This window comes from Streptacidiphilus sp. PAMC 29251 (assembly GCF_054208735.2).
Map to the genome: position 1 here is coordinate 9,182,405 of NZ_CM135725.2, position 22,394 is coordinate 9,204,798.

General features: G+C 71.9%; 24 protein-coding genes and 1 pseudogene. 6 read left to right on the forward strand and 19 right to left on the reverse strand.

Annotated features, from left to right (window positions below; translation table 11 throughout):
* The first annotated feature begins 27 nt into the window (after window positions 1-27).
* The 3 genes from ACXKR8_RS43835 (at window position 28) to ACXKR8_RS43845 (ending at window position 2,561) form a co-directional block, all read left to right on the forward strand.
* Window positions 28-732: a YbhB/YbcL family Raf kinase inhibitor-like protein gene (locus ACXKR8_RS43835; RefSeq protein WP_458270106.1), complete on the forward strand. Its 705-nt coding sequence runs from the start codon at window positions 28-30 to the stop codon at window positions 730-732.
* 157 nt (window positions 733-889) lie between these two features.
* On the forward strand, window positions 890-1,828 hold the full coding sequence (locus ACXKR8_RS43840) for a catalase (RefSeq protein ID WP_458270107.1): 939 nt from the start codon (window positions 890-892) through the stop codon (window positions 1,826-1,828).
* A 55-nt stretch (window positions 1,829-1,883) separates the two neighbouring features.
* Window positions 1,884-2,561, forward strand: a complete 678-nt coding sequence (locus tag ACXKR8_RS43845; protein WP_458270108.1) for a DUF4291 domain-containing protein — start codon at window positions 1,884-1,886, stop codon at window positions 2,559-2,561.
* Here the strand turns inward: ACXKR8_RS43845 and ACXKR8_RS43850 are convergent.
* The 13 genes and pseudogenes from ACXKR8_RS43850 to ACXKR8_RS43910 form a co-directional block, all read right to left on the reverse strand.
* The gene (locus ACXKR8_RS43850; RefSeq protein ID WP_458270109.1) at window positions 2,518-3,297 is read right to left on the reverse strand and encodes a class I SAM-dependent methyltransferase; all 780 of its coding nucleotides are present in this window, start codon (window positions 3,295-3,297) and stop codon (window positions 2,518-2,520) included. The genes ACXKR8_RS43845 and ACXKR8_RS43850 overlap by 44 nt on opposite strands.
* A 31-nt stretch (window positions 3,298-3,328) precedes the next feature.
* On the reverse strand, window positions 3,329-4,495 hold the full coding sequence (locus ACXKR8_RS43855) for a serine hydrolase domain-containing protein (RefSeq protein ID WP_458270110.1): 1,167 nt from the start codon (window positions 4,493-4,495) through the stop codon (window positions 3,329-3,331).
* A gap of 160 nt (window positions 4,496-4,655) precedes the next feature.
* Window positions 4,656-5,198, reverse strand: a complete 543-nt coding sequence (locus tag ACXKR8_RS43860; RefSeq protein ID WP_458270111.1) for a GNAT family N-acetyltransferase — start codon at window positions 5,196-5,198, stop codon at window positions 4,656-4,658.
* Window positions 5,199-5,340: 142 nt separating this feature from the next.
* Window positions 5,341-6,534, reverse strand: coding sequence for a serine hydrolase domain-containing protein (locus tag ACXKR8_RS43865; RefSeq protein ID WP_458270112.1), 1,194 nt, complete (start codon window positions 6,532-6,534; stop codon window positions 5,341-5,343).
* Window positions 6,531-7,028: an oligopeptide/dipeptide ABC transporter ATP-binding protein gene (locus ACXKR8_RS43870; RefSeq protein ID WP_462100725.1), complete on the reverse strand. Its 498-nt coding sequence runs from the start codon at window positions 7,026-7,028 to the stop codon at window positions 6,531-6,533. The genes ACXKR8_RS43865 and ACXKR8_RS43870 overlap by 4 nt, the downstream gene beginning before the upstream one ends.
* A gap of 136 nt (window positions 7,029-7,164) precedes the next feature.
* A pseudogene (locus tag ACXKR8_RS43875) lies at window positions 7,165-7,635 on the reverse strand (ATP-binding cassette domain-containing protein); the annotation flags it as partial.
* Entirely contained in the window at window positions 7,632-9,623 is a 1,992-nt protein-coding gene (locus ACXKR8_RS43880) for a dipeptide/oligopeptide/nickel ABC transporter permease/ATP-binding protein (RefSeq protein WP_458270114.1), read from the reverse strand. The pseudogene ACXKR8_RS43875 and the gene ACXKR8_RS43880, both read right to left, overlap by 4 nt.
* On the reverse strand, window positions 9,620-10,564 hold the full coding sequence (locus ACXKR8_RS43885; RefSeq protein ID WP_458270115.1) for an ABC transporter permease: 945 nt from the start codon (window positions 10,562-10,564) through the stop codon (window positions 9,620-9,622). The genes ACXKR8_RS43880 and ACXKR8_RS43885 overlap by 4 nt, the downstream gene beginning before the upstream one ends.
* 45 nt (window positions 10,565-10,609) lie before the next feature.
* A complete protein-coding gene (locus ACXKR8_RS43890) occupies window positions 10,610-11,023 on the reverse strand; it encodes a hypothetical protein (protein ID WP_462100099.1) in 414 nt (137 codons plus the stop codon).
* On the reverse strand, window positions 11,023-12,144 hold the full coding sequence (locus ACXKR8_RS43895; protein WP_462100100.1) for an ABC transporter substrate-binding protein: 1,122 nt from the start codon (window positions 12,142-12,144) through the stop codon (window positions 11,023-11,025). Before ACXKR8_RS43895 ends, ACXKR8_RS43890 begins: the two co-directional genes overlap by 1 nt.
* A 158-nt stretch (window positions 12,145-12,302) precedes the next feature.
* Window positions 12,303-13,007 carry a response regulator gene (locus ACXKR8_RS43900; protein ID WP_458270117.1) on the reverse strand — a complete coding sequence of 235 codons (705 nt, stop codon included), beginning with the start codon at window positions 13,005-13,007 and terminating at the stop codon, window positions 12,303-12,305.
* Window positions 13,004-14,206, reverse strand: coding sequence for a sensor histidine kinase (locus ACXKR8_RS43905; protein WP_458270118.1), 1,203 nt, complete (start codon window positions 14,204-14,206; stop codon window positions 13,004-13,006). Before ACXKR8_RS43905 ends, ACXKR8_RS43900 begins: the two co-directional genes overlap by 4 nt.
* A gap of 127 nt (window positions 14,207-14,333) precedes the next feature.
* Complete coding sequence (locus tag ACXKR8_RS43910) at window positions 14,334-14,852, reverse strand: hypothetical protein (protein WP_458270119.1); 519 nt, start codon at window positions 14,850-14,852, stop codon at window positions 14,334-14,336.
* 290 nt (window positions 14,853-15,142) lie between these two features.
* Between ACXKR8_RS43910 and ACXKR8_RS43915 the strand changes: the two genes are divergently transcribed.
* Window positions 15,143-15,688: a hypothetical protein gene (locus ACXKR8_RS43915; RefSeq protein WP_458270120.1), complete on the forward strand. Its 546-nt coding sequence runs from the start codon at window positions 15,143-15,145 to the stop codon at window positions 15,686-15,688.
* A gap of 44 nt (window positions 15,689-15,732) precedes the next feature.
* On the opposite strand, the gene ACXKR8_RS43920 is transcribed toward ACXKR8_RS43915, so the two are convergent.
* Window positions 15,733-16,518, reverse strand: coding sequence for an inositol monophosphatase family protein (locus ACXKR8_RS43920; RefSeq protein WP_458270121.1), 786 nt, complete (start codon window positions 16,516-16,518; stop codon window positions 15,733-15,735).
* 71 nt (window positions 16,519-16,589) lie between these two features.
* Here ACXKR8_RS43920 and ACXKR8_RS43925 point away from each other — a divergent pair, with 71 nt between their 5' ends.
* A complete protein-coding gene (locus ACXKR8_RS43925) occupies window positions 16,590-17,570 on the forward strand; it encodes an Lrp/AsnC family transcriptional regulator (RefSeq protein WP_458270122.1) in 981 nt (326 codons plus the stop codon).
* A 137-nt stretch (window positions 17,571-17,707) separates the two neighbouring features.
* Window positions 17,708-18,016, forward strand: a complete 309-nt coding sequence (locus ACXKR8_RS43930) for a hypothetical protein (protein WP_458270123.1) — start codon at window positions 17,708-17,710, stop codon at window positions 18,014-18,016.
* Window positions 18,017-18,103: 87 nt separating this feature from the next.
* Here the strand turns inward: ACXKR8_RS43930 and ACXKR8_RS43935 are convergent, their stop codons facing one another.
* From ACXKR8_RS43935 to ACXKR8_RS43955, 5 genes are all read right to left on the reverse strand, one after another.
* Window positions 18,104-18,511, reverse strand: a complete 408-nt coding sequence (locus ACXKR8_RS43935) for a cupredoxin domain-containing protein (RefSeq protein WP_458270124.1) — start codon at window positions 18,509-18,511, stop codon at window positions 18,104-18,106.
* Between the two features lie 20 nt (window positions 18,512-18,531).
* Window positions 18,532-19,209 carry a hypothetical protein gene (locus ACXKR8_RS43940; protein ID WP_458270125.1) on the reverse strand — a complete coding sequence of 226 codons (678 nt, stop codon included), beginning with the start codon at window positions 19,207-19,209 and terminating at the stop codon, window positions 18,532-18,534.
* Between the two features lie 54 nt (window positions 19,210-19,263).
* Complete coding sequence (locus ACXKR8_RS43945) at window positions 19,264-19,974, reverse strand: class F sortase (RefSeq protein WP_458270126.1); 711 nt, start codon at window positions 19,972-19,974, stop codon at window positions 19,264-19,266.
* A gap of 6 nt (window positions 19,975-19,980) precedes the next feature.
* Entirely contained in the window at window positions 19,981-20,790 is an 810-nt protein-coding gene (locus ACXKR8_RS43950) for a hypothetical protein (RefSeq protein ID WP_458270127.1), read from the reverse strand.
* A gap of 205 nt (window positions 20,791-20,995) precedes the next feature.
* Window positions 20,996-22,342 carry a PP2C family protein-serine/threonine phosphatase gene (locus ACXKR8_RS43955; protein ID WP_458270128.1) on the reverse strand — a complete coding sequence of 449 codons (1,347 nt, stop codon included), beginning with the start codon at window positions 22,340-22,342 and terminating at the stop codon, window positions 20,996-20,998.
* Window positions 22,343-22,394 lie beyond the last annotated feature (52 nt).

Consider the following 22,394-nt stretch of genomic DNA (forward strand, 5'->3'; position numbering starts at 1 on the left):
CCGGCCTGTCCAGAAGGAATTCAGATAATGATCCGCAACAGGTTCAGCTATGCCGCGGGCGCCGTCGCCCTCGCCCTCACCGGGCTCGGCGTGGTCGGTTTCACCGGAAGCCGGCCCGCCCAGAGCAGTGAGCACTCGTCCGGCTCCTCGGCGAGTGCCTCCAGCGCGGGCGCGACGGTGTCCCTCTGGTCCGGAAAGAACCGCCCGAACCCCTACGCCTTTCTGCCGAAGGCACCCTCGTTCAAGGTGTCCAGCACGACGGTGCGGAACGGGAGGCCGCTGCCGCTGGCCCAGTTCTCCGGGGTCTTCGGGGTCCCGGGCGGGAAGGACATCTCCCCGCAGCTCTCCTGGTCCGGCTTCCCCAAGGGCACGAAGAGCTTCGTGGTCTCGATGTACGACCCCGAGGCGCCCACCGGGAGCGGCTTCTGGCACTGGGTGGTGGCCGACCTCCCGGCCGGCACCAAGTCCCTGCCGGAGAACGCCGGAGCGCTCAACAGCAAGGACCTCCCGGCCGGGGCCTTCCAGCTCAACGGTGACGCGGGCACGCCCCGCTACATCGGCGCCGCCCCGCCGGCCCACTCCGGCGAGCACGACTACTACGTCACGGTGACGGCTCTCAATGTGGCCAAGACCGGCGTCGGCCCCACCACCAGTGGCGCGCTGCTGGGCTTCACCATCGACCCCCATGTCATCGGCCGAGCCACCCTGGTCTTCCCGACCTTCGCCCGCTGACCCCCGGTACCGGACGCCCCCTGGCCGGCCTTTGGCCCAGGGGGCGTCCTGGTCGTCCTTGCGTTCAGGCGCCCTTGCCTCCTGGCGTCCCGGCGTTCGGGGCCGTTGCCGACTATCGTTTCCAGTGCCCTGTACGGCGGGACGAGAGGCGACGACATTGAGCGACGACCAGGTGCAGCGCGCGGTGGACGCGATGGAGCAGCACACCGGAACCGTCCCCGGATACCGCAGGGCGCACCCGCGCGGCATCCACTTCCACGCGGTGTTCACCCCGACCGCGGAGGCGGGTGAGCTGACCACGGCCGAGCACTTCCAGGGCCCCGACGTCCCCGCGCTGGTGCGTCTTTCCAATGCCTCCGGCAGCCCCTACGCTCCGGACCGCAGGTCCGCGCACCGGGGGGTCACCCTCGGACTCGCCCTTCGGTTCCAGCTCGCCTCCGGCGGGGTCAGCGCCTGGGCGGCGGCGAACCTCCCGAACTTCCCCGCGCGCACGCCGGAGGAGTTCATCCGCATCACCGAACTGCAGAACGCCGCCACCGGCCGGCCGAGCCCGCAGATCCTCGCGCACCTCGCCACCCACCGGCACATCCTGCCCGGCGTCAGGGGGATCGGCTCGCTCACCCCGCCCGCGAGCTTCGCCAACGTCCGCTTCAACGGCTTGCACGCCTACTACCTGGTGGCGCCCGACGGGACCCGACGGGCGTTCAGATACTCCTGGGAGCCGGACGCCGGCACCCAGGACATCTCGGCCGAGGACGCGCGCTACTGGCCGCCGCAGTATCTGATCAGCGAGATCAAGCAGCGGGAGGAAGCGAGTTGGTCCCTGGTGTTCACACTGGCCGCGCCCGGCGATCCGGTCGACGACGTGACCCAGCAGTGGCCCAAGGACCGCGAACGGATCACCGCCGGGACGCTGCGGCTGGGCGAGCTGCACGAGGACCAGGCCTCGGTGGAGAACCTGGTGTTCGACCCCGGCAACGTCCCCCCGGGCATCGAACTCTCCGACGACCCGGTCCTCCACTTCCGCTCCGCCGTCTACAGCGAGTCCTACACCCGCCGCAGCCAGGAGCAGCGGCCCAGGATCCGCCCCGAGTAACGCCGCTGCTCCGGGCGGAGAGAAACCCAGTGGCCGGATCGGGCCCGGTGCAGCCATGATCGGCATCGTGTCCGAACTCCAACACCCATCCGTTTCCTTGCCGCTCCGTCAGATCCGGGCCGCCCACACGGCCGGGACGATCACCGTCTACCAGGCCTACACGCCCGGTACCGCTGTGCCCGCGGCTGAGTCCGGCCGCTTCGGCACCGGGTTCAAGCGCGGGCGGATGACCTGGATCAAGCCGTCGTTCCTGTGGATGATGTACCGCAGCGGCTGGGCCACCGCGCCCGGACAGGAACACGTCCTGGCCATCGAACTCGACCGGGCCGGCTTCGAGGCCGCGCTGGGGCGGGCGGCGGCGTCGAGTTACACCTCGCGGCTGCATCAGTCGCACGACGAGTGGAAGCGTGAGCTGCGCCGCAGCGAGGTCCGCTTCCAGTGGGATCCGGAGCGGGACCTGCGGCTGCAGCCGCTGCCGTGGCGTTCGCTGCAGCTCGGCCTCAGCGGCCGGGCCGTCGACCAGTACGTGGACGAGTGGACCGTCGGCATCACCGACGTCACCCGACAGGCCCACCGGATCCACGCCCTGGTGACCAGCGGCGACACCGCCGGCGCGGCGGCCCTGCTCCCGCCCGAGCAGCCCTACCCGCTGTCGGCGGCCCTCACCGCCCACCTGGACGCCACCACAATCAGCCGCGAGGACCAGGAGCAGCACGCGCCAGATGGACGATGATGTCGGCGGCGATCTCGACCGTCTGCGGCAGCACCCGCAGGATCCGGCTGAATACCTGTTCCTGGTCCGAGGCCGGCAGGACGAGATAGGCCGAGACGGTCGAGAGATAGCCCACGAACTCGCGGGCGGTCATTGTCAGACGCTGTTCCAGCACATGCTGCTCAACGTCGGTGAACCACCCGGAGCGTTGGAGCTCCGTACCCGGCCACTGCATGGCATGGTCCGGCGGGGTGCCGTCCGGCGACGGGATATCGTCGCTGGTCAGGAATGGTGCCCGTGCCGCGCGGACGGCTTCCGTCACGGCTGGGTCGGCCAGCTGGACCGGCCCGCCGCAGGAGGCGAACACGCCGCCCGGCTCCAGCAGCGCGGCCACGCGTGACCAGCGACCCTCCGGGTTGGTCCAGTGCAGCGCCGCCGCCGCGTAGACCAGCCCGTACCTTTCGCTCTCGCCCGGTCGCAGATCCTCGAACGCGGCCTGCACCGTGGTGACGTTGGCCGGCACATGCTTGCGCAGCTCGGCGAGCATGGCCCCGTCGGGTTCGGTCGCGGTGACGGCGACCCCCCGCTGCGCCAACAGGCGGGTGGCCTTGCCGGTCCCGGCCCCGATCTCCAGGGCCGTCCGAACCGGGTGACCGGCGTATGCCATCACCAGGTCGAAAAGCTCCACGGGATACCCCGGCCGGAACCGTTCGTAGGCTTCCGCCATCACTCCGAAACTCAATGCGCGACCAGACATGCCCCGTATCCTGGCACGAGCGGCGGGGCTGCTACTTCCTGGGCTCGGCGGCGCACATCTGCTGGTCCACGAGCGCGACCATGGCGTGCTGGGTGGCCAGGCCGCCAGTGTCACCGTCGCCGGTCGCTTCGACCAGGGCGGCGTGTCGCCCGTCGGGAGTGGTGCCGTCAAGGGTGGTGTAGCCGGGGACGTCACCCCCATGACTGTAGACGCCTCCTCCACAGCTGAGCGGCATCCACATCAATCCCAAGCCGTAGCGCGCACCGGGCCACAGGGAGTCGAATGCGTGGGCCGGCACGGTCGTCTCCATCTCGGCCAGCTCGGCGGCAGGCAGCAACCGGCCGCCGAGCAGAGCCTGGTGAAAGCGGATCAGGTCGGCGGTCGTGCTGATCATGGCTCCCGACGAACCGGCATAGGTCATGTCGGCCGAGGTGACGTCGATCGCCGGTCCGGAGCCGAAGCCGGAATAGCCGTGCAGATGCGCGCCGGGGATGGACGGGTCGGTGCCGGGCGCGATGGTGTGCCGCAGGCCCAGCGGCCGGATGATCCGATCGAGGACCTCCCGCTGCCAGGTGTGTCCGGAGGCCTTTTGGATGATCATGCCGGCCAGGATGTAGTTGGTGTCGGAGTACTCCCAGCTGGTGCCCGGGGCGAAGTCGGGCCTGTGCCGCATCGCTATGGCCACCAGTTGCCCCGGCGTGTACGTGGTGTACCGGTCGGCCTCGAAGGCAGCGCTCGAGGCGATCTCCGGGAAGTCCTCGGCGTAGTTGTACAGCCCGCTGGTGTGCTGGAGCAGGTCCCGGACGGTGATCCTGCCGCCGTCGTTGCCGTTGCCGGACACCACGCCCGGCAGCCAGTGCGCGACGGTGTCGTCCAAGGAGAGCCGGTGCTCGGCGGCCAACTGCAGGACCACCGTGGCGACGAACGTCTTGGTGGCGCTGCCGATGCGGAACTCGTCAGCGGCCCGTACCGGCGCCCCGGTGGCGATGTCGGCCTGTCCGGTGGTGGCGTAAGCGGTTCCACGCGGGCCGGTCACCTCGGCCAGCACACCGACGGTTCCGGTGTGTTGTACCGCGTCCACTTGCTTCTGCAACGCGTTCTGGCCTGCGGAACTGGCTTCGGCCGACGGGATGGCCACCGCGGTGAGGAGTACGGTGGCCAGTATCGCGGTCGCAGCTGAACGCAAGGTCCTGATCATTGGTGGAAGACTCCCCGTGGGTGACCGTCGCACCGCGACCGCGGTACGAGCACCACACTAGGAACGCACCTCGTGGCCCGCGCTGCGGCCCACCCCCCCAATCCGCCAGGGGGCTGACGGGCTTGACACCCCCCCCGCAGGCCGGACCTGTCCGCCGCGTTCAGGCGGCAGGGTCGCGGAGGCCGACGCAGTCGAAGGCCCAGAAGGCCTCCGAGTAGACGAAGGTGCCCGTCATCCACGGCTTGTGGGCGGACAGCCGGGCGACCTGGAAGGCGGGCTCCGGGATCCGCAGCGACGGTGAGCGGAAGCCCGCCGCCGCGGCGGCCTCGAAGCCGCGGGTGCTGTAGTAGCGCGGCGAGCCCTCCAGGAATACCAGCGGCACTCCCTGGCTGTCAGCCGCCGCGAGAGCGCACGCGATGAGCCGGGTGCCGATGGCCCGACGCTGGAACTCCGGGAGCACGCCCAGCGGTGAGAGCGACAGGACGTCCACGATCCGGCGCGGAGCGTCCAACCGGGTCGCGCTCAACAGGACGTGCCCGACCACCCGGTCGTCAAGGGTGGCGACGAAGGACATCGGCGCCAACGCAGCCTCCGCGACCCGAAGCGCCTCCACGAGCCCGGGCACCCGCTCGCCGTCACCAAAGGCGCGGGTATGAACCTCGCGTACCTCTCGGTGATCGTCAGCTGTCTCCTGACGGATCACCAATTCACCACCCCTGATGGCGTTCCGGGAGCCTTCAGGCACATCGTCCGATGTCATGGCCGCGAGGGTAGAGGGTGGGGTAGCCCGTGCGCGAGGCAATTACGCACCAAGTCGTCAGCCGAGGGAGTTGGCGGGGGCGGGGTCAGGCGCCGACGCTCCGGCGCAGGGCCGCGGTGAGGCGGTTGGCTCGTTGGTCGGTGGCGCCGGCCATCTGGTTGTTGAGGTAGCCGAAGCCGAGTTGGTGGACCGCGTCGGCGTAGCCGAGGCTGCCGCTGGCCCCGTCGTGGCCGAAGGAGGCATTGGAGAGCAATGGGCGGTGCGGGATGCCGTTGACCATGAACCCGGTGGAGAACCGCATCCCGGGCGCGGTCAGCGCCCCCGGCCAGGACTCGCCGCGGGAGCGGACGGTCAGGGCGTCGGTGATGCTCGCCTCGTCCAGCAGTTGCGGGTGGCCCGTCTCCGAGACCGCGGCGGCGTAGAGCCTGGCCAGGGAGCGGGCGTTCAGGACACCGTTGGCGGCGGGGATCTCCATGGCGCGCACGGCACGGGAGTTGAAGTCGCCGGGGCTGCTGTCGTCGAGCAGCAGCGGAGGGAAGGCCGCGCCGAGGGTCATCGACCGCACCACGGCGGGCATCTCCATCGCCATCCGCACCCAGGCCAGGGCGCCGGGATCGGTCGACGGGGACGGCGGCTCCATCCGGGCGACGCGGGGCTCCAGTTCCTCGGGCAGCCCGATCCAGGCCTCCAGGCCGAGCGGCTCGGCGAGGAAGTGCTGCACCAGGGGGCCGGGCCGCATCCCGGTGGCGCGGCGCAGCACCTCGCCGGTGAGCCAGCCGTAGGTGAGCGCGTGGTAGGCGAAGGTCGATCCCGGCCGCCACAGCGGTCGCTGCTTCTCGATGGCGTGGATGACCGGGAACCACTGGGCCACGTCGTCCAGGGTGAGGTCGGCGTCCAGGGCCATCAGCCCTGAGCGGTGGCTGAAGAGGTCGCGGATGACGATGTCCTGCTTCTCGTGTGCCGCGAACTCCGGCCAGATCGTGGAGACCTGGGCGTCGAGGTCCAGCAGGCCGCGCTGGTGCGCCAGTTGGGCGCAGAGGGCGATCAGGCCCTTGGTGACCGAGAAGCCGAGGACGAGGGTGTCCTCGGTCCAGTCCCGGCCGGTACGGCGGTCGGCGACGCCCGCGTGCAGGTCGACCACCAGCCGGCCGCGGTGCTGGACCGTGCAGGCCGCACCGAGCTCCTCGCCGAGGCGGAAGTTCTCCGCGAAGGCGTCGGCCACCGCTCCGAAGCCCTCGTCGGCGAAGCCGTGGATGGTGGTGCCGTTGACCGTGGTCATGAGTTCCTCCCGGTTCGGGGATCTGCGGTGGGGGCGGCCTGTTTGCCGCCGGCCCGGGCGCCGGTCACGGCCCCGGCCCCAGTGCCGGCCCCGCCGGCCAGCGTGTGGCCGGAGCCGGGGTCGTACAGGTGGCAGGCGACGGTGGAGTCGCCGACCTCGCGGTCGAGCGGCCGACGGGTGGTGCAGACGGCCTCGGCGTAGGGGCAGCGCGAGGCGAAGCGGCAGGAATCTCCGGTGCCGGATTCCGACAGGCCAAGGGAGGAGCCGATGCCCAGGGCCGGGGTGGAGACGGCCTGCCGGGCCGACCGGCGCCTGCGCTGCTCCTCCACGTCGGCGACCGGGGCCGCCGCCAGCAGGGCGCGGGTGTAGGGGTGCGCGGGGGTGGTGGTGAGGGTGTCCGCGGGGCCGCTCTCCATCACCCGTCCCTGGTAGAGCACCACGATCCGGTCGCAGGCGTTTGCGCACGATGGCGAGGTTGTGCCCGATGAACACATACGCCAGCCCGAACTCGGCGCGCAGATCCGCGAACAGGTTCAGCACCTGGGCCTGGGTCGACACGTCCAGCGCGCTGACCGGCTCGTCGCAGATCACCAGCCTCGGGCCGGTGGACAGCGCCCGGGCGATGGCCACCCGCTGGCGCTGGCCGCCGGAGAAGGCCGCCGGATAGCGGTCCAGCGCGTCCGCGGGCAGCCCGACCTGGCGCAGCAGCCGCTCGACGTGCTCGTCCGCGGCGGCACGGGTCAGCGCCCGGTGGGCGGTGAGCGGCTCGGTGAGGATCTGGCCGATGGTGCGGGCCGGATTCAGCGAGCCGTACGGGTCCTGGAAGACCACCTGGAGGTCCGCGGTGATGCCGCCGCGCCGTTCGGCGGGCACGGTGGTGATGTCGGCGCCGTCGAAGCGGATCCGTCCGGCGGTCGGCGCGACCAGGCCGAGCACCGCGCGGCCGATCGTGCTCTTGCCCGAACCGGACTCGCCGACCAGGCCGACCGCCTCGCCCGGCGCCACGGTGATGCTGACCCCGTCGACCGCGCGGTGTGGCGGCCGCCGGCGCGAGCGGCGGTACTCGACCTGCAGGTCCTCGATCTCCAGCAGCGCGCTCATACGGCGGACTCCAGTGCGATGTCGTCGCTGCGCAGGCAGCGGGTGAGGCGGCGTTCGGCCTCCGGGCCCCGGAACTCCGTTGTGACCGGCAGGAGTTGCAGCGGGGCGGTGCGGCAGGCGTCCTGGACGAAGCGGCAGCGGTCGGCGAATCTGCACCCCTGCGGCCAGGTGCCGGGTGCGGGCACGCTGCCGTCGATGGCGTGCAGCCGGCCGACCGCGCCCATGGTGGGCGCGGAGTCGAGCAGGGCCATGGTGTAGGGGTGGCGCGGAGCCCGCAGCACCTCCGCGGTGGGCCCCTGCTCGACGATCTGCCCGGCGTACATCACCGCCACGGTGTCGCAGATGTCCGCAACCACGCCCAGGTCGTGGGTGACCAGGAGCAGGCTCCGACGGCCGTCGCCGACCAGATCGCGGAACAGGTCGAGGATCCCGGCCTGCACGGTGACGTCCAGCGCGGTGGTCGGCTCGTCGGCCACGATCAGGTCCGGATCGCCGGCCAGCGCCAGCGCGATGGCGACCCGCTGCGCCATGCCGCCGGACATCTGGTGCGGGAAGCTCTGCGCCACCCGGGCCGGATCGCTGATGCCGACGTCAGCCAGCAGTTGACCGGTCCGTTCCTTCGCGGCTGCCCGACCGGTGCCGAAGTGCCGCAGTGCCTCGCCGAGTTGGCTGCCGACCGTGAAGGACGGGTCCAGCGCGGCCATCGGCTCCTGGGCGACATAGGCGATGCCGGTGCCGCGGACGTCTCGCAGCTGGCGCTCGGTGCGCCCGGTCAGCAACTCGCCCTTGAAGCGCACCGATCCGGCCATCACCTGTCCGGCCGGCGGGAGCAGGCCCGGCACCGACAGCGCGGTCACGGTCTTGCCCGAGCCCGACTCGCCGACGACGCCCAGGGTTTGGCCGGGGGCGATCCGCAGGCTGAGCCCGTCGACCACCGGCAGCATCCGGTCGGCGACGCTGAAGCCGATGACCAATCGGTCAATGTCCAGCACAGGAACCGCTGCTGAGGGATCGTCAATTGACGCTTCGTCTGAATGCGGCGGTTCCACCACATACTTCGGGCGGCGCTTCAGTCGGATCAGGGTCCGGGCCGGGCTGCTGCCGGGAAGGGCGTCCCTGGTGGTGCTGGCGATGACGTTGAAGGACATCACGGTCAGCACCAGCACAAGTCCTGGCGGCACCATCAGCCAGGGGTCGACCCCGATGTTCTGGGAGGCCTCGTAGATCATCTGACCCCAGGACGGGGTCTCCGGTGATCCGCCGAGGCCCAGGAAGGACAGCGAGGACAGCAGCAGCACGCCGGTCGCGGTGTTGGACGCGGACAGCATGACCACCGGCGCGAGGACGGTGGGCATGATGTGCCGCCGGATCACGGCCCGCGGCCGTAGTCCTGACACCCGGGCGGCGTCCACGAACAGTTCGTCCCGCACGGCCCGGGTGGAGTTGCGCACCAGCCGGGTGACCGCACCGGCCATCAGCACGCCGAGCACCGCCATCAGCAGCACGGTGTTGTCCGGGTAGATGACCGCCACCGCCACCAGCACCACGAAGGCGGGCACCGCGAAGGCCAGGTCGGTCATCCAGGAGGTGAGGGTGTCCACCAGGCCGCCTCGGTAGCCGCTGATCAGCCCGGCGGGCAGGCCGAGGCCCACCGCCACGGCGGAGGCCTCGGCCGCGCCCCAGAGGATCGTCCCGCCGCCGTGCATCAGCCGGGAGAGGACGTCGCGGCCGAGCGAGTCGGTGCCGAGCAGATGGGTGCCCGAGGGGGTCTGCAGCAGCCGGGTCAGGTCCTGGGTCAGCGGGTCGTCCGGTGCCAAGTGGCCGGCCAGCACGCTGACCACCAGGATCAGCGCCAGCCAGGCCAGCGCGAGCACCGCGACCGGGGAGCGGAGCAGCGAGCGCGCGGCCCGGGCGATCGGCGTCGCGGGCCGGGTCCGGGCGGCCGGTGCGGCCTGCGGCGCGGGGGTGGGGGAGGGGATGGTGATCATGCCTGGCGCACCCGGGGGTTGAGCAGTGCGACGCCCAGGTCGACTGCGAGATTGACCACGATGACGGCGACCGCGAAGAACACCACGGTGCCCTGGACGACGGGGATGTCATGGGCCTGCACCGCGGTCAGCAGGACGCTGCCCAGGCCCGGGAAGTTGAAGACCTGCTCGATCAGCACGGTGCCCGCCAGCAGGCCGATCAGGCTGAAGCCCATGGTGGTCACCACCGGCGCGGCCGCGTTGCGCAGCGCGTGCTTGAGCACGATCCGCCGGGTCGGCAGTCCGAGGGCGCGCAGCGCGCGGATGTAGTCCTTGCCCAGGACGTCGGCCATGGCGCTGCGCGCCTGGAGCACGACCGGGCCGAGCGCCGGGACGGACAGGGCGAGCACCGGCAGCACCAGGGACTGCAGCCACAGCCCCGGCGACTCGCTGAACGGGACGAACCCGGTGGCCGGCAGCACCCTGCCGCTGATGGCCAGCAGGTAGACCAGGCCGACCGCGACCCAGAAGTTGGGGACGGCGCTGGCCGCCCCGGCGAACAGCTGCACCGCGCGGTCGGCGGGGCCGCCCTGCCGCAGCGCGGCCCAGGTGCCCAGCGCGGTGCCGAGGACGAAGGCGACCAGGGTGGCCAGCACGGCCAGTGACAGGGTGGCCGGGAGGGCCGCCGTCACGGTGTGCGCGACCGTGCCGCCGTTCACCCAGGACCTGCCCAGGTCGCCGCGGAACGCGTCGCCGAAGGAGGACAGGTACTGGGTGAGCAGGGGGCGGTGCAGTCCGAAGGACTCGTCGAGCTGGTGCCGCTGGGCGGCGCTGGACGAGTTGCCCAGGACGTATGACGCCGGGTCTCCCGGAATCAGTTGCTGCAGCAGGAACGTCGCCGTCAGCACGATGAGGAGAAGGGGAATCGCCAGCAGGATCCTGCGGGCGGCGACGCTCCACATGACAGCCTCCGAGGGGTGGACGGGGCGGGGCGGGTGACTGGGGACCTAGCCGGCCGGGTGCAGCGAGGGCAGGGTGCAGATCAGCGGCCCGAGGTCGGTGCAGGCGACGTTCTTGGCCGTCGCGTAGGGCAGCCCGAAGGAGCCGATCATCAGGAACCAGGCCTGCTGGTTGACCTGGCCCACCAGCTGGTTCACCGCGGTGGTGGCGGCTGCCCCGGAGGTGCTGAGCGAGGTGGTGAGCAGCGCGTCGAGCTGCGGGTCGGTGGAGTGGTTCGGGTTGCCCACCCCGGTGGGGGACAGCAGCTGCGCCATCGCCTGCGCCACCGGCTGGGTCCCGAACTCGAAGACCATGGCCGGCTGGGTGCCGGAGTAGGCCTGCTGGACGAAGTCGGTGTTGTGGTCCGAGATCTTGACGGTGACGCCCACCGCGCGCAGGTAGCCGGCCACGGCCTGGGCCATCAGGTCGCCGCTCTGGTGCTGAGCAGCGGCAGGGTGAACCCGTTCGGGTAGCCGGCGGCGGCCAGCAGGGCCTTCGCCTTGGCCGGGTCGTAGGGGTAGGAGGCGGCGGAGTTGGCCGCGTAGCCGTCCGCGCCGGGGCCGACCACCAGGGAGGACGGGGTGCCGTCCGCGCCGAAGGCGGCCGCCATGATGGCCTTGCGGTCGACCGCGTAGTTCAGGGCCTGCCGGACCCGGACGTCGCCGAGGGCCTTGACCAGCTTCCCCGACCGGTCGTTGAGCCAGACGCCGACCACCGTGTTCTGCTGCCCGACGACCGTGTTCAGCCCGGCCGCCTTGTCGCCCTTCTGCGTGGTGGTGTCGCCCTGCTCGGCCTGGATCTGGCCCGAGCGCAGCGCGTCGTCCATCGCCTGGGTCGAGGAGTAGATCTTCAGCACGACCTTGTCGTACGGGTAGGCCGACTTGTTTCCAGTAGGTGGCCCGACGCAGGAAGGTGTACTGCTGGTTGGCGGTCGTCCCGCTGGTGGAGAGGGTGTAGGGACCGCTGCCGCTCGGGGTCGTGGACAGCTGGGCGGCCTTGCCCAGCGCGGTGGGGTCGACGATGAACCCGGCGCCGGTGGCCAGGTCGAAGGGCAGGTCGGGTCCGGGATCGGCGAGCTGAAGCGCAGGGTCGTCGGGTTCACCACGGTGGTGGTCAGCCCGGCGACGAAGGCGTTCAGGGCGCCGGCCGGCGAGGCGGTCTTGGCGTAGTCGAAGTTGGCCTTGACCGCCGCGGCGTCCAGCGGCGCGCCGTCGCTGAACTTCACATCCGGACGCAGCGTCATCTGCAGGGTGCTGGGGTTGACGTAGGTCCAGCCGGTGGCCAGGTTCGGCGAGACCTTGTCCGGGCCGGTCAGCCGGGTGAGCGAGTCGTAGACGGCGGTGGTGTAGTTCAGGCTGCCGTTGTTCCCGTTGGGGGACAGCCAGGGGTTGAAGTTGACGTCCGAGTACAGAACGCCGATGGACAGCGTGCTCGGTCTACCGGCCGCGGTGGAGCCGGCGGATCCGGAACTGCCGCACGCGGCGAGCGTGACGGCGATCAGGGCAGAGGCACAAGCACACGCGGCTGAGCGCTTGGTTGACATCGTTGTCTAACTCCTCCGGGTCGAATCCCACGGGGTTGGCGTGGGGTGTTGTGACCGTACTCGCGAAAACTTAGCTTGGCTAGGTTTTGGGACGAGATTGTGGCGGAGTCAGGCTGTTGGCCTGCGCGGCCTCGAGGAATCGGCCTGGTGGAACCGGGTCAGCCGAGCTGGTGCCGGTTGGCGTAGTTGATGGCGGCGACCCGGTCGCGTGAGCCGGTCTTGGCGAAGATCCGGTTGATGTGGGTCTTCACCGTGTGGTTGCTCAGGAACAGCCGCTGGGCGATCTCCGGATTGGTCAGCCCGCGGGCGATCAGGCTGAGGATCTCCAGCTCACGATGGGTCAGGCCGTCGGGCGCCGGGGCCTGCGCCGCGGCCGGTTCGGACGGCTCGGGCGGCGCGGGGGCCGCGGTGGCGGCGAGCAGGGTGGCCTGCACCCGGGGGTCGAGCACGGCCAGGCCGCCGGCCGCCGCGTGCAGGGCGCGGGCGATGTCGGTGCGGTCGGCGTCCTTGGTCAGATAGCTGCGCGCGCCGGCCCGCAGGGCGTCCAGGACCGAGCTGTCGTCGAGATAGGTGGTGAGCACGACCACGGCCACGCCGGGGTGCTCGGCGGCCAGTCGGCGGGTGGCCCCGATGCCGTCGAGGACCGGCATGTGCAGATCCAGCAGGATCGCGTCGGGCCGGTGCTCGGCCACCAGTTCCAGCGCCTGCTGCCCGTCCGCGGCGGCGCCGACCACGTCGATGTCGGGGAGTCCGCCGAGCAGCAGGACCAGGCCCTCGCGGACGCTGGCCTGGTCGTCGGCGACGACGACGCGGAGCGGAGCGGGGGTACGGGCGGCGGGAGTGCCGGCGGGGCTGGCGGTCATCGAACTGCGTCCTCTGGTCGGGGCCCCGGGGGGAGCGGGAGCAGGGCCGTCACGGCCCACTGGTCGTTCTGCGGGCCCGCGGTGAGGGTGCCGTTGAGCAGCCGCAGCCGTTCGTGCATACCGGTCAGCCCGTAGCCGCCGTTGACGCCGCCGGTCGGGCCGGTCCGGGCGCCCTCGACGGCCGGTCCGGCCGCCCGGCCCGGGAGCAGGTCGTTGACCACGGTGAGGCGGACCTCCTGGTCGCCGTAGTCGAGCCGGACCGCGGCCGGGCGGCCCTCCGCGTGCTTGGCGGCGTTGATCAGCGCCTCCTGGGCGATCCGCAGCAGCGCGAGGTTGGCCTCGGGCGGCAGCGGGCGGGGGACGCCGCTGGTCTTGAAGCCTGCCGCCACCCGGTAGCGCTGCCGGTAGGTGTCGACGGTCCGGGTCAGCTCCTCGCTGAGCGGCAGCATGTCGACCCGCAGGGCGTGCACCGCCCGCCGGGTCTCGACCAGGCCCTCGGAGGCCATCCGCTGAGCCGCAGTCAGCATCTCCACCGCGTGGTCGATGTCCTTCTGGTCCTCCAGCACCGCCCGGGCCGCCTGGATCTGGATCCCCAGCGCGCCGAGGGAGTGGGCCAGCACGTCGTGGATCTCGCGGGCGATGCGGGTGCGCTCGTCCAGCACATCGGCCCGGCGCTGCTCCGCCTGCAACCGCTCGTACTGGGCCAGCAGCGCCGCGGACTGCTCGGCCTGGATCCGGTAGGCGCTGCGGTTGCGGCCGGTCAGCAGCCCGAGCAGGAGCAGCAGCGGGAAACCGGCCAGGGTGCCGAAGCCCTCGCCGTAGACCACCGCGCCGACCTCGATCGCCAGGATGCCGGCCGCGGAGACCGCCAGCCCGGCCGGAAGGCTGATCTCGCTGCCCGCGGCGACGGTGGCCACGATGGCGTAGGACACCGCGCTGTCGCTGTTCCCGCCGATGGTGGAGCTGAATCCGGCGGCGACGGCGATCAGGCCGAGGGCCACCGGCAGCCAGCGCTCGCGGTATCTGGCCCCGGCCGGGTGCAGGTCGATCAGCGCCCAGGCCACCAGCCCTAGGGCCAGCAGGGAGAATCCCGCGATCAGCATCGGCCGGGCCAGGGGTCCGCGCGGTGTGCCGAGCAGCGCCAGCAGCCCGACCACGGCGAATCCGGCGACGCGGGCGACCCAGAGGAGTTGGCGCATGGTCACAGTATCGCTTGGCCAGGCAGGCCAGCTGCGCAGCCGGTCCTGGCCCGGGCGGCCGGTGGGTGGGGAGTCGGTGCGCGGGGGGCTGGTGCGCAGGGGCCGGTGCGCGGCTGGTCGGTCGGGCTCACCGGCGGTTGAAGGAGCCGGCCAGGAAGGTCTTGCCGTCCTTCTCCGGGGCGAAGGGGATGCCGGCCGCGATGGCACGGGGCAGGATGACGGCGGCCTGCGCCAGCCGGTTGAGTCCCAGCGTGAACAGCAGGGTCGAGGCCGACGCGGCGACCGGGGCGTGCATCGCGGTGGCCAGTACGAAGATGACACCGCGCCAGGCGAACATCCCGGCCCAGAGCCACAGTCCGGACTTCGGCATCTTCGCCCACAGCACGCCGTCGCGGGACTCCAGGTGCGTGATCGCGCCGAAGGCCAGGCCGATCGCCACCGAGCCGGCGGCACCGATGGCCAGGCAGACGATGTCGGCCGGCTTGAGGTGCGTGCCGCCGCTGCCGTGCAGGTCGGTGAAGCCGATGACGGTGAGGATCACCGGCAGCAGCACCGCCCGCTTCCCCCGGACGAACTGTCCGATCACCTGCTGGTAGATGACGAAGCCGATGACGGCGATGACCGCGAGGATTTCCAGACCGGACACGAGACGCTCCCACTTCCGCGCTTGCGCTTTCGGCGCTTCCGCCGACTCGCTGACCGTGGACCGGCCCCGATGTCGACGGTCCCGACGCTACGGACGGGCCCGGTACCACCACGTCCGCCCGTGGGGCGGGTCCAGGGTTGAGAGCCACGGGCCCGGCCTGGTACCGCCTGGTACCAGAGCCGTGGCCCGCCTCATACCGCGGACCAGCCCCTGCTCCGATCCGGCGGGCGGCGAACGACGCGAAGGTTAGGGCATCAACGAGGGACCGAGTCACTCCTAGGGAGCACGCCATGATGTCCGAAGTCACCCAGGCAATGATCGTCAACGGTGCGGTGCTGGTCGCGGTGCTCCACAGCGACCTCGGTCAGGCCCGCAAGATCGGCCCGATGCGGATCCTGCGCCCGGCGCTGATCGCCGGTGCGATCATTCCTCTGTTCATCGAGCGACCGGTCACCAGCGGTACGGGCCTGTCGATCGAACTCGCCGCGGTGGCCGCCGGCATCCTCGGCGGACTGGCCGCGCTCGGTCTGATGCACGTCTACCGCAACCCGGAGACCGGAAAGCCGGCCAGCCGGGCCGCAGGCCCCTACGCACTGCTGTGGATCCTGGTGATCGGGGCCAGGGCCGCCTTCTCCTACGGCTCCGCGCACTGGTTCTCCAGCCAGCTGACCCACTGGTGCATCGTGCACCAGGTCACCGGCGCGGCCATCACCGACGGACTGATCTTCATGGCCGTCGCCATGCTGCTGATGCGCACCGTGGGCATGGGTATCCGGGCCTCCCGGCTGCCGGCCACCGCCACCAGCGGGCGGAACCTCGTCGCCGCCGGTCGATGACAGCAACTGGGCCGGGCTCGGCGTCGATGACGCCGGGCCCGGTTTCATCTGTCCAGGTGCGTGCCCAGCAGGCGGACCAGCTGGGAGTGCAGGGCGGGCGGGGCGGCCAGGAAACCGGGGGAGTCCGGGTGCCAGGGGCTGCCGTCGGTGTCGGTGACCAGGACGCCCGCCTCGGTCGCCACCAGGGCTCCGGCCAGCAGGTTGTCGGCGTCGCGGCCGTACTCCCAGAAGGCGTCGACCCGGCCCGAGGCCACGTCCGCCACCTGCCAGGAGGTGGGGCCAAGGTTGCGGACCGCGCCCACCGCGGGCAGCAGCAGCGACAGCGCCCGACCGGCGCCGGCCACCGCCTCGGGCTGTCGGCCGACGAAGGGCGGGTGGCTGGTGGCGACCAGGGCCAGCGACAGGTCCGTCTTGACCGACGGGGTGACCGGGACCCCGTCCAGGAACGCCCCGCCGCCCAGCGCCGCGGTGTAGGTGCGGCCGAGGGTCGCACTGTGCAGCACGGACAGCACCGGGCGGCCGTTGCGGACCAGGGCGATGCTGACCGACCACTGCGGCAGCCCCTGCAGATACTGGACGGCGCCGTCGACGGCGTCGACCACCCAGCGCTCGCCGCCCTGGTCCAGGTCGTCGGCGTCTTCGGCCCAGGCGGTGCCGGGGCGGGCGGCCTCCAACCGCTCCCGCAGCAGGGCCGAGGTGGGCAGGTCGATCGCGTCGAAGGCGGCCTTGAAGCCGGGCCAGCTGTCGAACCGGTCCGGACCGGTCCGCTGCGGCAGCAGGGCGGCGGCGTCCTGGGCGGCTTTGCTCATCAGGATCAGTGTGTCGTTCATGAGGTCCACCCTGACAGCGGGGGAGCGGAGAGCACTGCTCTCGCCTGAATAGATGAGCGATACTGTTCACTATGTCCTTTCCCATGGGTGACCATGTCGTCGATGCCACGGATCGGCGGCTGATCGCGGCGCTCCAGTGCGACGGCCGGGTCACCGCCGAGCGGACGGCCGAGGTGCTCGGCCTACCGACCCGCGTGGTCGCCCGGCGCTGGGCCGCGCTGCTCGGCGACGGCGGCGTACGGGTGGTCGCCTCGCCGCCGCTGCCGCCCCCGGACGGGGTGATGCTGCTGCGGATCCGGGTGCTGCGCGGCAAGGTCGACGCCGTCGCCCGGGCCCTGGCCGCCCGCGAGGACATCCCGCTGGTCGACGTGTCGGCCGGCGGCGACCAGCTGATCGCGGTCCTGCTGGCCGACCGGGACCACCGTGACCGGCTGGTCTTCCGGCAGCTCCCCGCCACCACCGCGGTGACCTCGGTCGAGGCCGAGACCGTCATCCATGTCTTCGCCGTCGCCGGCGACTGGCGGCTTGACGTGCTCACCCCGGACGAACGCCGCCGGCTCACCCCCGAGCGGTCGCCCCAGCCTTCACCGGGGCCGGACCGGGGAGGCGTCCGCGAGGCCGACGGGATCGACCGCGCGGTCGCCACCGCCCTGGCAGGTGACGCCAGGATGTCGGCCTCCGCCGTCGCCCGCGCCACCGGGCACCCGGAGTCCACCGTCCGGCGCCGACTGACCGCGCTGTTCGAGCAGGGGCAGGTGCACACCCAGGTCCTGGTCGACCCGCGACGGCTCGGGCTCGGCGTGGACGCCAACCTGCGGATGCGGGTGCCGCCCGCGCGGCTGGACCGGACCGGGCGGCTGCTGGCCGCGCACCCCGCCGTGCACGGGGCGATGGCCACCACCGGCCCTGGCAACCTCAACATCGCCGTCTGGCTGCGGGACCTCGACCACCTCTACCACTTCATCACCCACGACCTGGCCGAACTCGACGTCGACAACGTGGACACGGTGCTGGTCGGCCGGGCCCTGAAACGTCCCGACCCGGCCTGGTGAAAGCGCCCGCGGGCAACAGCTGAAGGCGGTCTTCAGGATCTTCAGCGGCGCTTCAGCGGCTCCCCGACAGGATTCCAGCTGTTCCCCCCGGACCGCGGCGCGGCCCGGGATCTCCGCAGTGTCTGGAAGGACCTGTCATGAAGCTTCGCACCCGTCTCAATACGCCCCTGAAGCGCAGGGGCGCGGTCGTGCTGACCGCCGCCGTGCTGGCGAGCCTGGCGACCGGTGGCGCCGCGATCGCCGCCACCGGCGGCCACGCCACGTCCGTTCCGGCCACGGTGTCGGTCAGGCCGGTGACCGGTGCCGGACCGGCCGGCGCGGCCAACCATGTGCCGGAGGGCGTCCTGCGCGCCGTCCCGGGCGTGGCGATCCCGATCGGCCCGGTGCCGGAGCAGGGCACGCCCGGCGACGCCACCCTCGCCACCGTCGCCACGCCCGTCGGCTGAGCCGGCCGGCTCCATGGCTGATCGCGGCCAGGACGCGCCGGAGGGCGTCGGCCTGGCCGCGATCATGTGGTGCTTTCTAACTGGCCGTCATTTCTCACTGACCGTCAGCGTGCCGCGCATGGAGGCGTGGATGGTGCAGACGTACGGGTAACTGCCGGGCTTGGCCGGGGCGGTGAACGTCGCCGACTTGCCCGGGTTGATGGGACCGGTGTCGAAGCCGCTGCCGGGGCTCGCGGTGAGGGTGTGCGTGGCGGAGTCGTGGTTGACCACGGTGACGGTCTGCCCGGGCTTCACGGTCAGGGTCGCCGGGCTGAAGGCGAAGTTGTCGATCACGATCTGCGCCGCCGCGGCGGCGGGCGCGGAGCCCGGGGTTGTCGCCGTTGCCGTCGCCGGGGGCGGCGTCGGCGTGGAGGTGGCGGCTGTCGAGGAGCAGCCGGCTACGGCCAGCAGGAGCACTGCTGCCGCGAGCGCGACTCGAGTCGGAAGTCTGGACATGTCTTGCTCCTTGTCTCTGGTTATTCGCTCCAGCAGCCGAGGACGTCGCTGCCGACCTCGTAGGCCAGGTCGGCCCGGGAGAGCTGGTTCGGTCCGGACGCGGCCGGCATGCCGGTGGCGTCCACACGAAGTGTCTTGCCGTCCTTGAGGATGACCACCGTGCCGCCCGCGGACTCGAATCCGGGGTTGCCCAGGCCCTGGGCGACGGTCAGCGGTGTGGTGGTGCCCAACTGCTTGCGCTGGGCTTCGAAGTAGGCGGTTCCGGTCGCGGTGTCCGGGGATTCCTTGACCGACAGCACCAGTTGGCCGGTCGGCAGGTGATAGGTGCAGGTGTAGAGGTGGTCGGCCCAGGTGCTGGTGGTGGTCGGCGCCTTCGGCGGCGCCAGGATCGTGGTGACGGCCTCTTTGATCTCTTTCCCGCACACCATCAGCGCGGTCGCCGAAGGCCCGGTCGCCGAAGTTCCGGACGCCGAGGGCCCGGTCGCCGAAGGCGCGGCGGCGGCCTGCGGCATGGCGGACATCTGCATCCCCGGCGACATGGATGCGGCGGGGGTGCCGGCACTGCCCGAGGCGCATGAGGCGCACCCCCCTGCTGCCAGCGCCGCGAGCGCCGCGGCGGCGGCGAGGGTGCGCAGGCGGTTGCTCCGCCGTCCACGGTGCGGTCCGGTTGCGCCGTTGCTCTGTGGCTGGGTGTCCATCGTCTCCTCCTCCTCGTTGCGTTCGTTGCGTTCGTTGCGTGTGCGGGGTCGGGGTCAGGCCCGGTGGGTGCTGGTGAGGGTGGCGTAGGCGACGGTGTTGTCCAGGTAGTGCTGGGTGGCGTGGTCGAACGGGCCGCCGCAGGTGATCAGCCGGAGCTGGGGGTTGGTGGTGTTGCCGTAGACGGTCAGGGTCGGGAAGGCGTCCTTGGGGTACTTGTTGACGCCGTCGATCCGGAACACCGCCACGGTGCCGTCGCTGCGGGTGATGCTGACGGTGTTGCCGGGGCGGAGTGCGCCCAGGGCGTAGAACACGCCCTTCGCTCCGGTGGTGCCGTCGATGTGGCCCAGGATGATGGCCGGGCCCACCTGGCCGGGGGTCGGCGAGTCGCGGTCCCAGCCCGGCGCCGAGACGTCGGACATCGGTGGCACCTGCAGGGTGCCGTCGGGGTTCTGACCCAGTTTCAGCAGCGAGTGGTGCACGCCGATGGCCGGGATGCTGATCGAGACGGGAGTCACCGCCGGGGCGGTCGGGGCCGCCGAGGAGGGCGGCGGGGGCACGGCCGGAGCGATGGAGGGGCGGCCGGCCGGGTTCTGAGTCGGGAGGGCCGTCGCCGGCAGCCCGGCCGAGGCCGGCGGCTGCGGCGCGTGGTGCTGGCTGGACATCCCGAGGGCCAGCGCCCCTCCCGCTGCCACCAGCAGGAGGGCGGCCACCGACGCCAGCAGACGCCGGCGGCCACTACCGAACAGTCGTGTCAACCAGGACATGACCGGCTACTTCTCGACGCTGGTCCGTCGACGCAGGACCAGGACGCCACCGGCGGCCGCCACCAGGCCCGCACCGGTCGCGAACAGCCACGGGTCCTGCAGGCCGGAGGTCCCGCCGCCACCGGTGTTCACGCCACCGCCAGGGACCGTGGTCATCTGCGAGACGGCCAGCGGCCCGCACAGCGCCGGGGAGGTCGCGGCCAGCGGCAGCGACGGCACCAGGTCGCTGGGCTCGCCCTGGGCCTTGGCGCTCAGCGTCGTCGGGTCGATGCCGTGGACCACGATGACGGCCTTGCCGTCCTTGATCGAGGACACGGTCGCCGCGTCCAGGTTGATGGTGCGGGAGTAGTGGAAGGCCGCACCGCCCGGCGCGATCTTGATGTTGGTGCCGGCCGCCGGGCTGGTGTCGCCGGTCAGGCCCAGCGTGGTGCCGATCGCGCCGTAGGCCGGGCCGCCCTCGGTGGTGCTGACAACGCCGTCACCGTTCTTGTCCGCCGAGGTGGTCGGACACATGCCCATCCCGTTGATGTGGATGTGCTGCACGTGCGGGAACGGCGCCTTCATGAACGTCGCGGCCAGCCCCTTCACGTCCTCGGTGACCACGGCCTTGTTCCCGGTCAGCTGGAGCATCAGCATGCCCGAGCCGGTGGCGTGGTTGAGCGGGTTGAGCGTGGCCATGTACGTGGTGCTGCCGCTGGTGCTGCTGGGCGACTGCGCGCTCGCCGACGAGGCGGTGAGCGCCAGCGGCAGCGCGAGCAGCGCCACCGGGGCGGCCATGGCCAGGGCCCTGGTCGTGGTCCTCTTCGTGTTCGTCATCGTGTCTCTCCTCCAACTGCGTGGTGGTGCACAGATGTCGATGGCTCCGGGACCGCAGGTTGGGTGCGGAATGCGCCGCCTGCCGGAATCAGGGACGGGAAGAGGCCGAGCGCCGGGGTCCGGGGCGTATCGAATCGAGCCTCTGAAAGGTGATTCGGGGCAGAGGGCGGAGCGGATTGGTCCGGGATTCGAACGGCCGGCGACGCTAGGCGTCGTCGGCGGTCGCGGTGGCCGGGCCGGTGCCGGCGGGTGGGACGCGGACGGCGATCAGGGCGACGTCGTCGGTGCTGGCGGAGGCCAGGGCGAGGAGTTCGTCGCAGAAGACCTCCAGCGGTTCGCCCGCCAGCGCGGACGCGTGCCGGCGCAGCCGGGCCATGCCGCGGTCCAGGTCTTCGCCGCGGCGTTCGATCAGGCCGTCGGTGTAGAGCAGCACGATGGACCGCGGCGGCAGCGGCTCGGCGGCGTCCGGGCGGAGGCGGTCCGGGTCCACGCCGAGCAGCAGGCTGCGGCCCTCGTTGAGGTAGCGGGTGTCGCCCTCGGCGGTGACCAGCAGCGGCGGCGGGTGGCCGGCCACGGCGTAGTGCAGCTTCCAGGGTTCTTCCGGGGCCAGCTTCTCCACCAGGGCGTAGACGCAGGTCAGGGTCTGGCCGCGGTAGAGGATGTGGTTGGCGGCGTCGAGCCGGGCCAGGATCTTGCCCGGCGGTTCCTTGCGGTCGCAGGCGATGCCGCGCAGCATGTTGCGCATCCGGCTCATGGTGACCGCCGCGCGCAGGTCGTGCCCGGCCACGTCGCCGATGATCAGGGTGGTGGCGCCCTCGGGCAGCACGAAGGCGTCGTACCAGTCCCCGCCGACCTCGGCGGTGTCGCGGGACGGCTGGTAGCGGGCGGCCAGCTCCAGCGCCCCGCTGTTGGGCAGGTCCGGCAGCAGCGAGCGCTGCATCCGCTCGGCGGTGTTCAGGACCTGCGCGTGCAGATGGGCGTTGTCCACCGCGAGGGCCACCCGGTGCGCCAGGTCCTCGATCAGCGGCAGGTCGTCCTCGTCCAGCGGGGCCTCGTCGCCGCTGCGGACCAGGGTCAGCACGCCCAGCGCCTGGCCGCGGGAGCGGAGCGGCGCGAGCACCGCGGTGGACGCGCCGAGCCTGGCGAACAGTTCCAGCTCTATGGCGTGCAGCGGGTCGGCGGCCTGGTCGGCCGGCGGGAAGTCGGTCAGCAGCAGCGGCACCGCCCCGCGCAGCACCCGGGCCAGCGGCGCGGGGGAGGACTCCTCCGGCTCCGGCAGCGCGGCCTCGAAGCGTCCGGTCGGGACCCGGTCGGTGTCACGGTGCTCGACCACGCGCCGGTGCAGCCGCCCGTGCTCGTCCAGCAGGTCGACCGCGCACCAGTCGGCGAGGCCGGGCACGAGGGTGCGGCACAGCCGCCGCAGCCCTATCTCCACGTCCAGGGTGCTGCCGAGGGCGTCGTTGGCGTTGGCCAGCGTGGTCAGCCGGTCCAGGGCGTGCTGGACCGCGCTGTCCACGTCATAGGCGTCCGACACGTCCTCGATCTCCTCCACGGCAGTTCCTCCTCGCTAGGGACAGTAGCCGACTCAGCGGTACGGTCCCGGC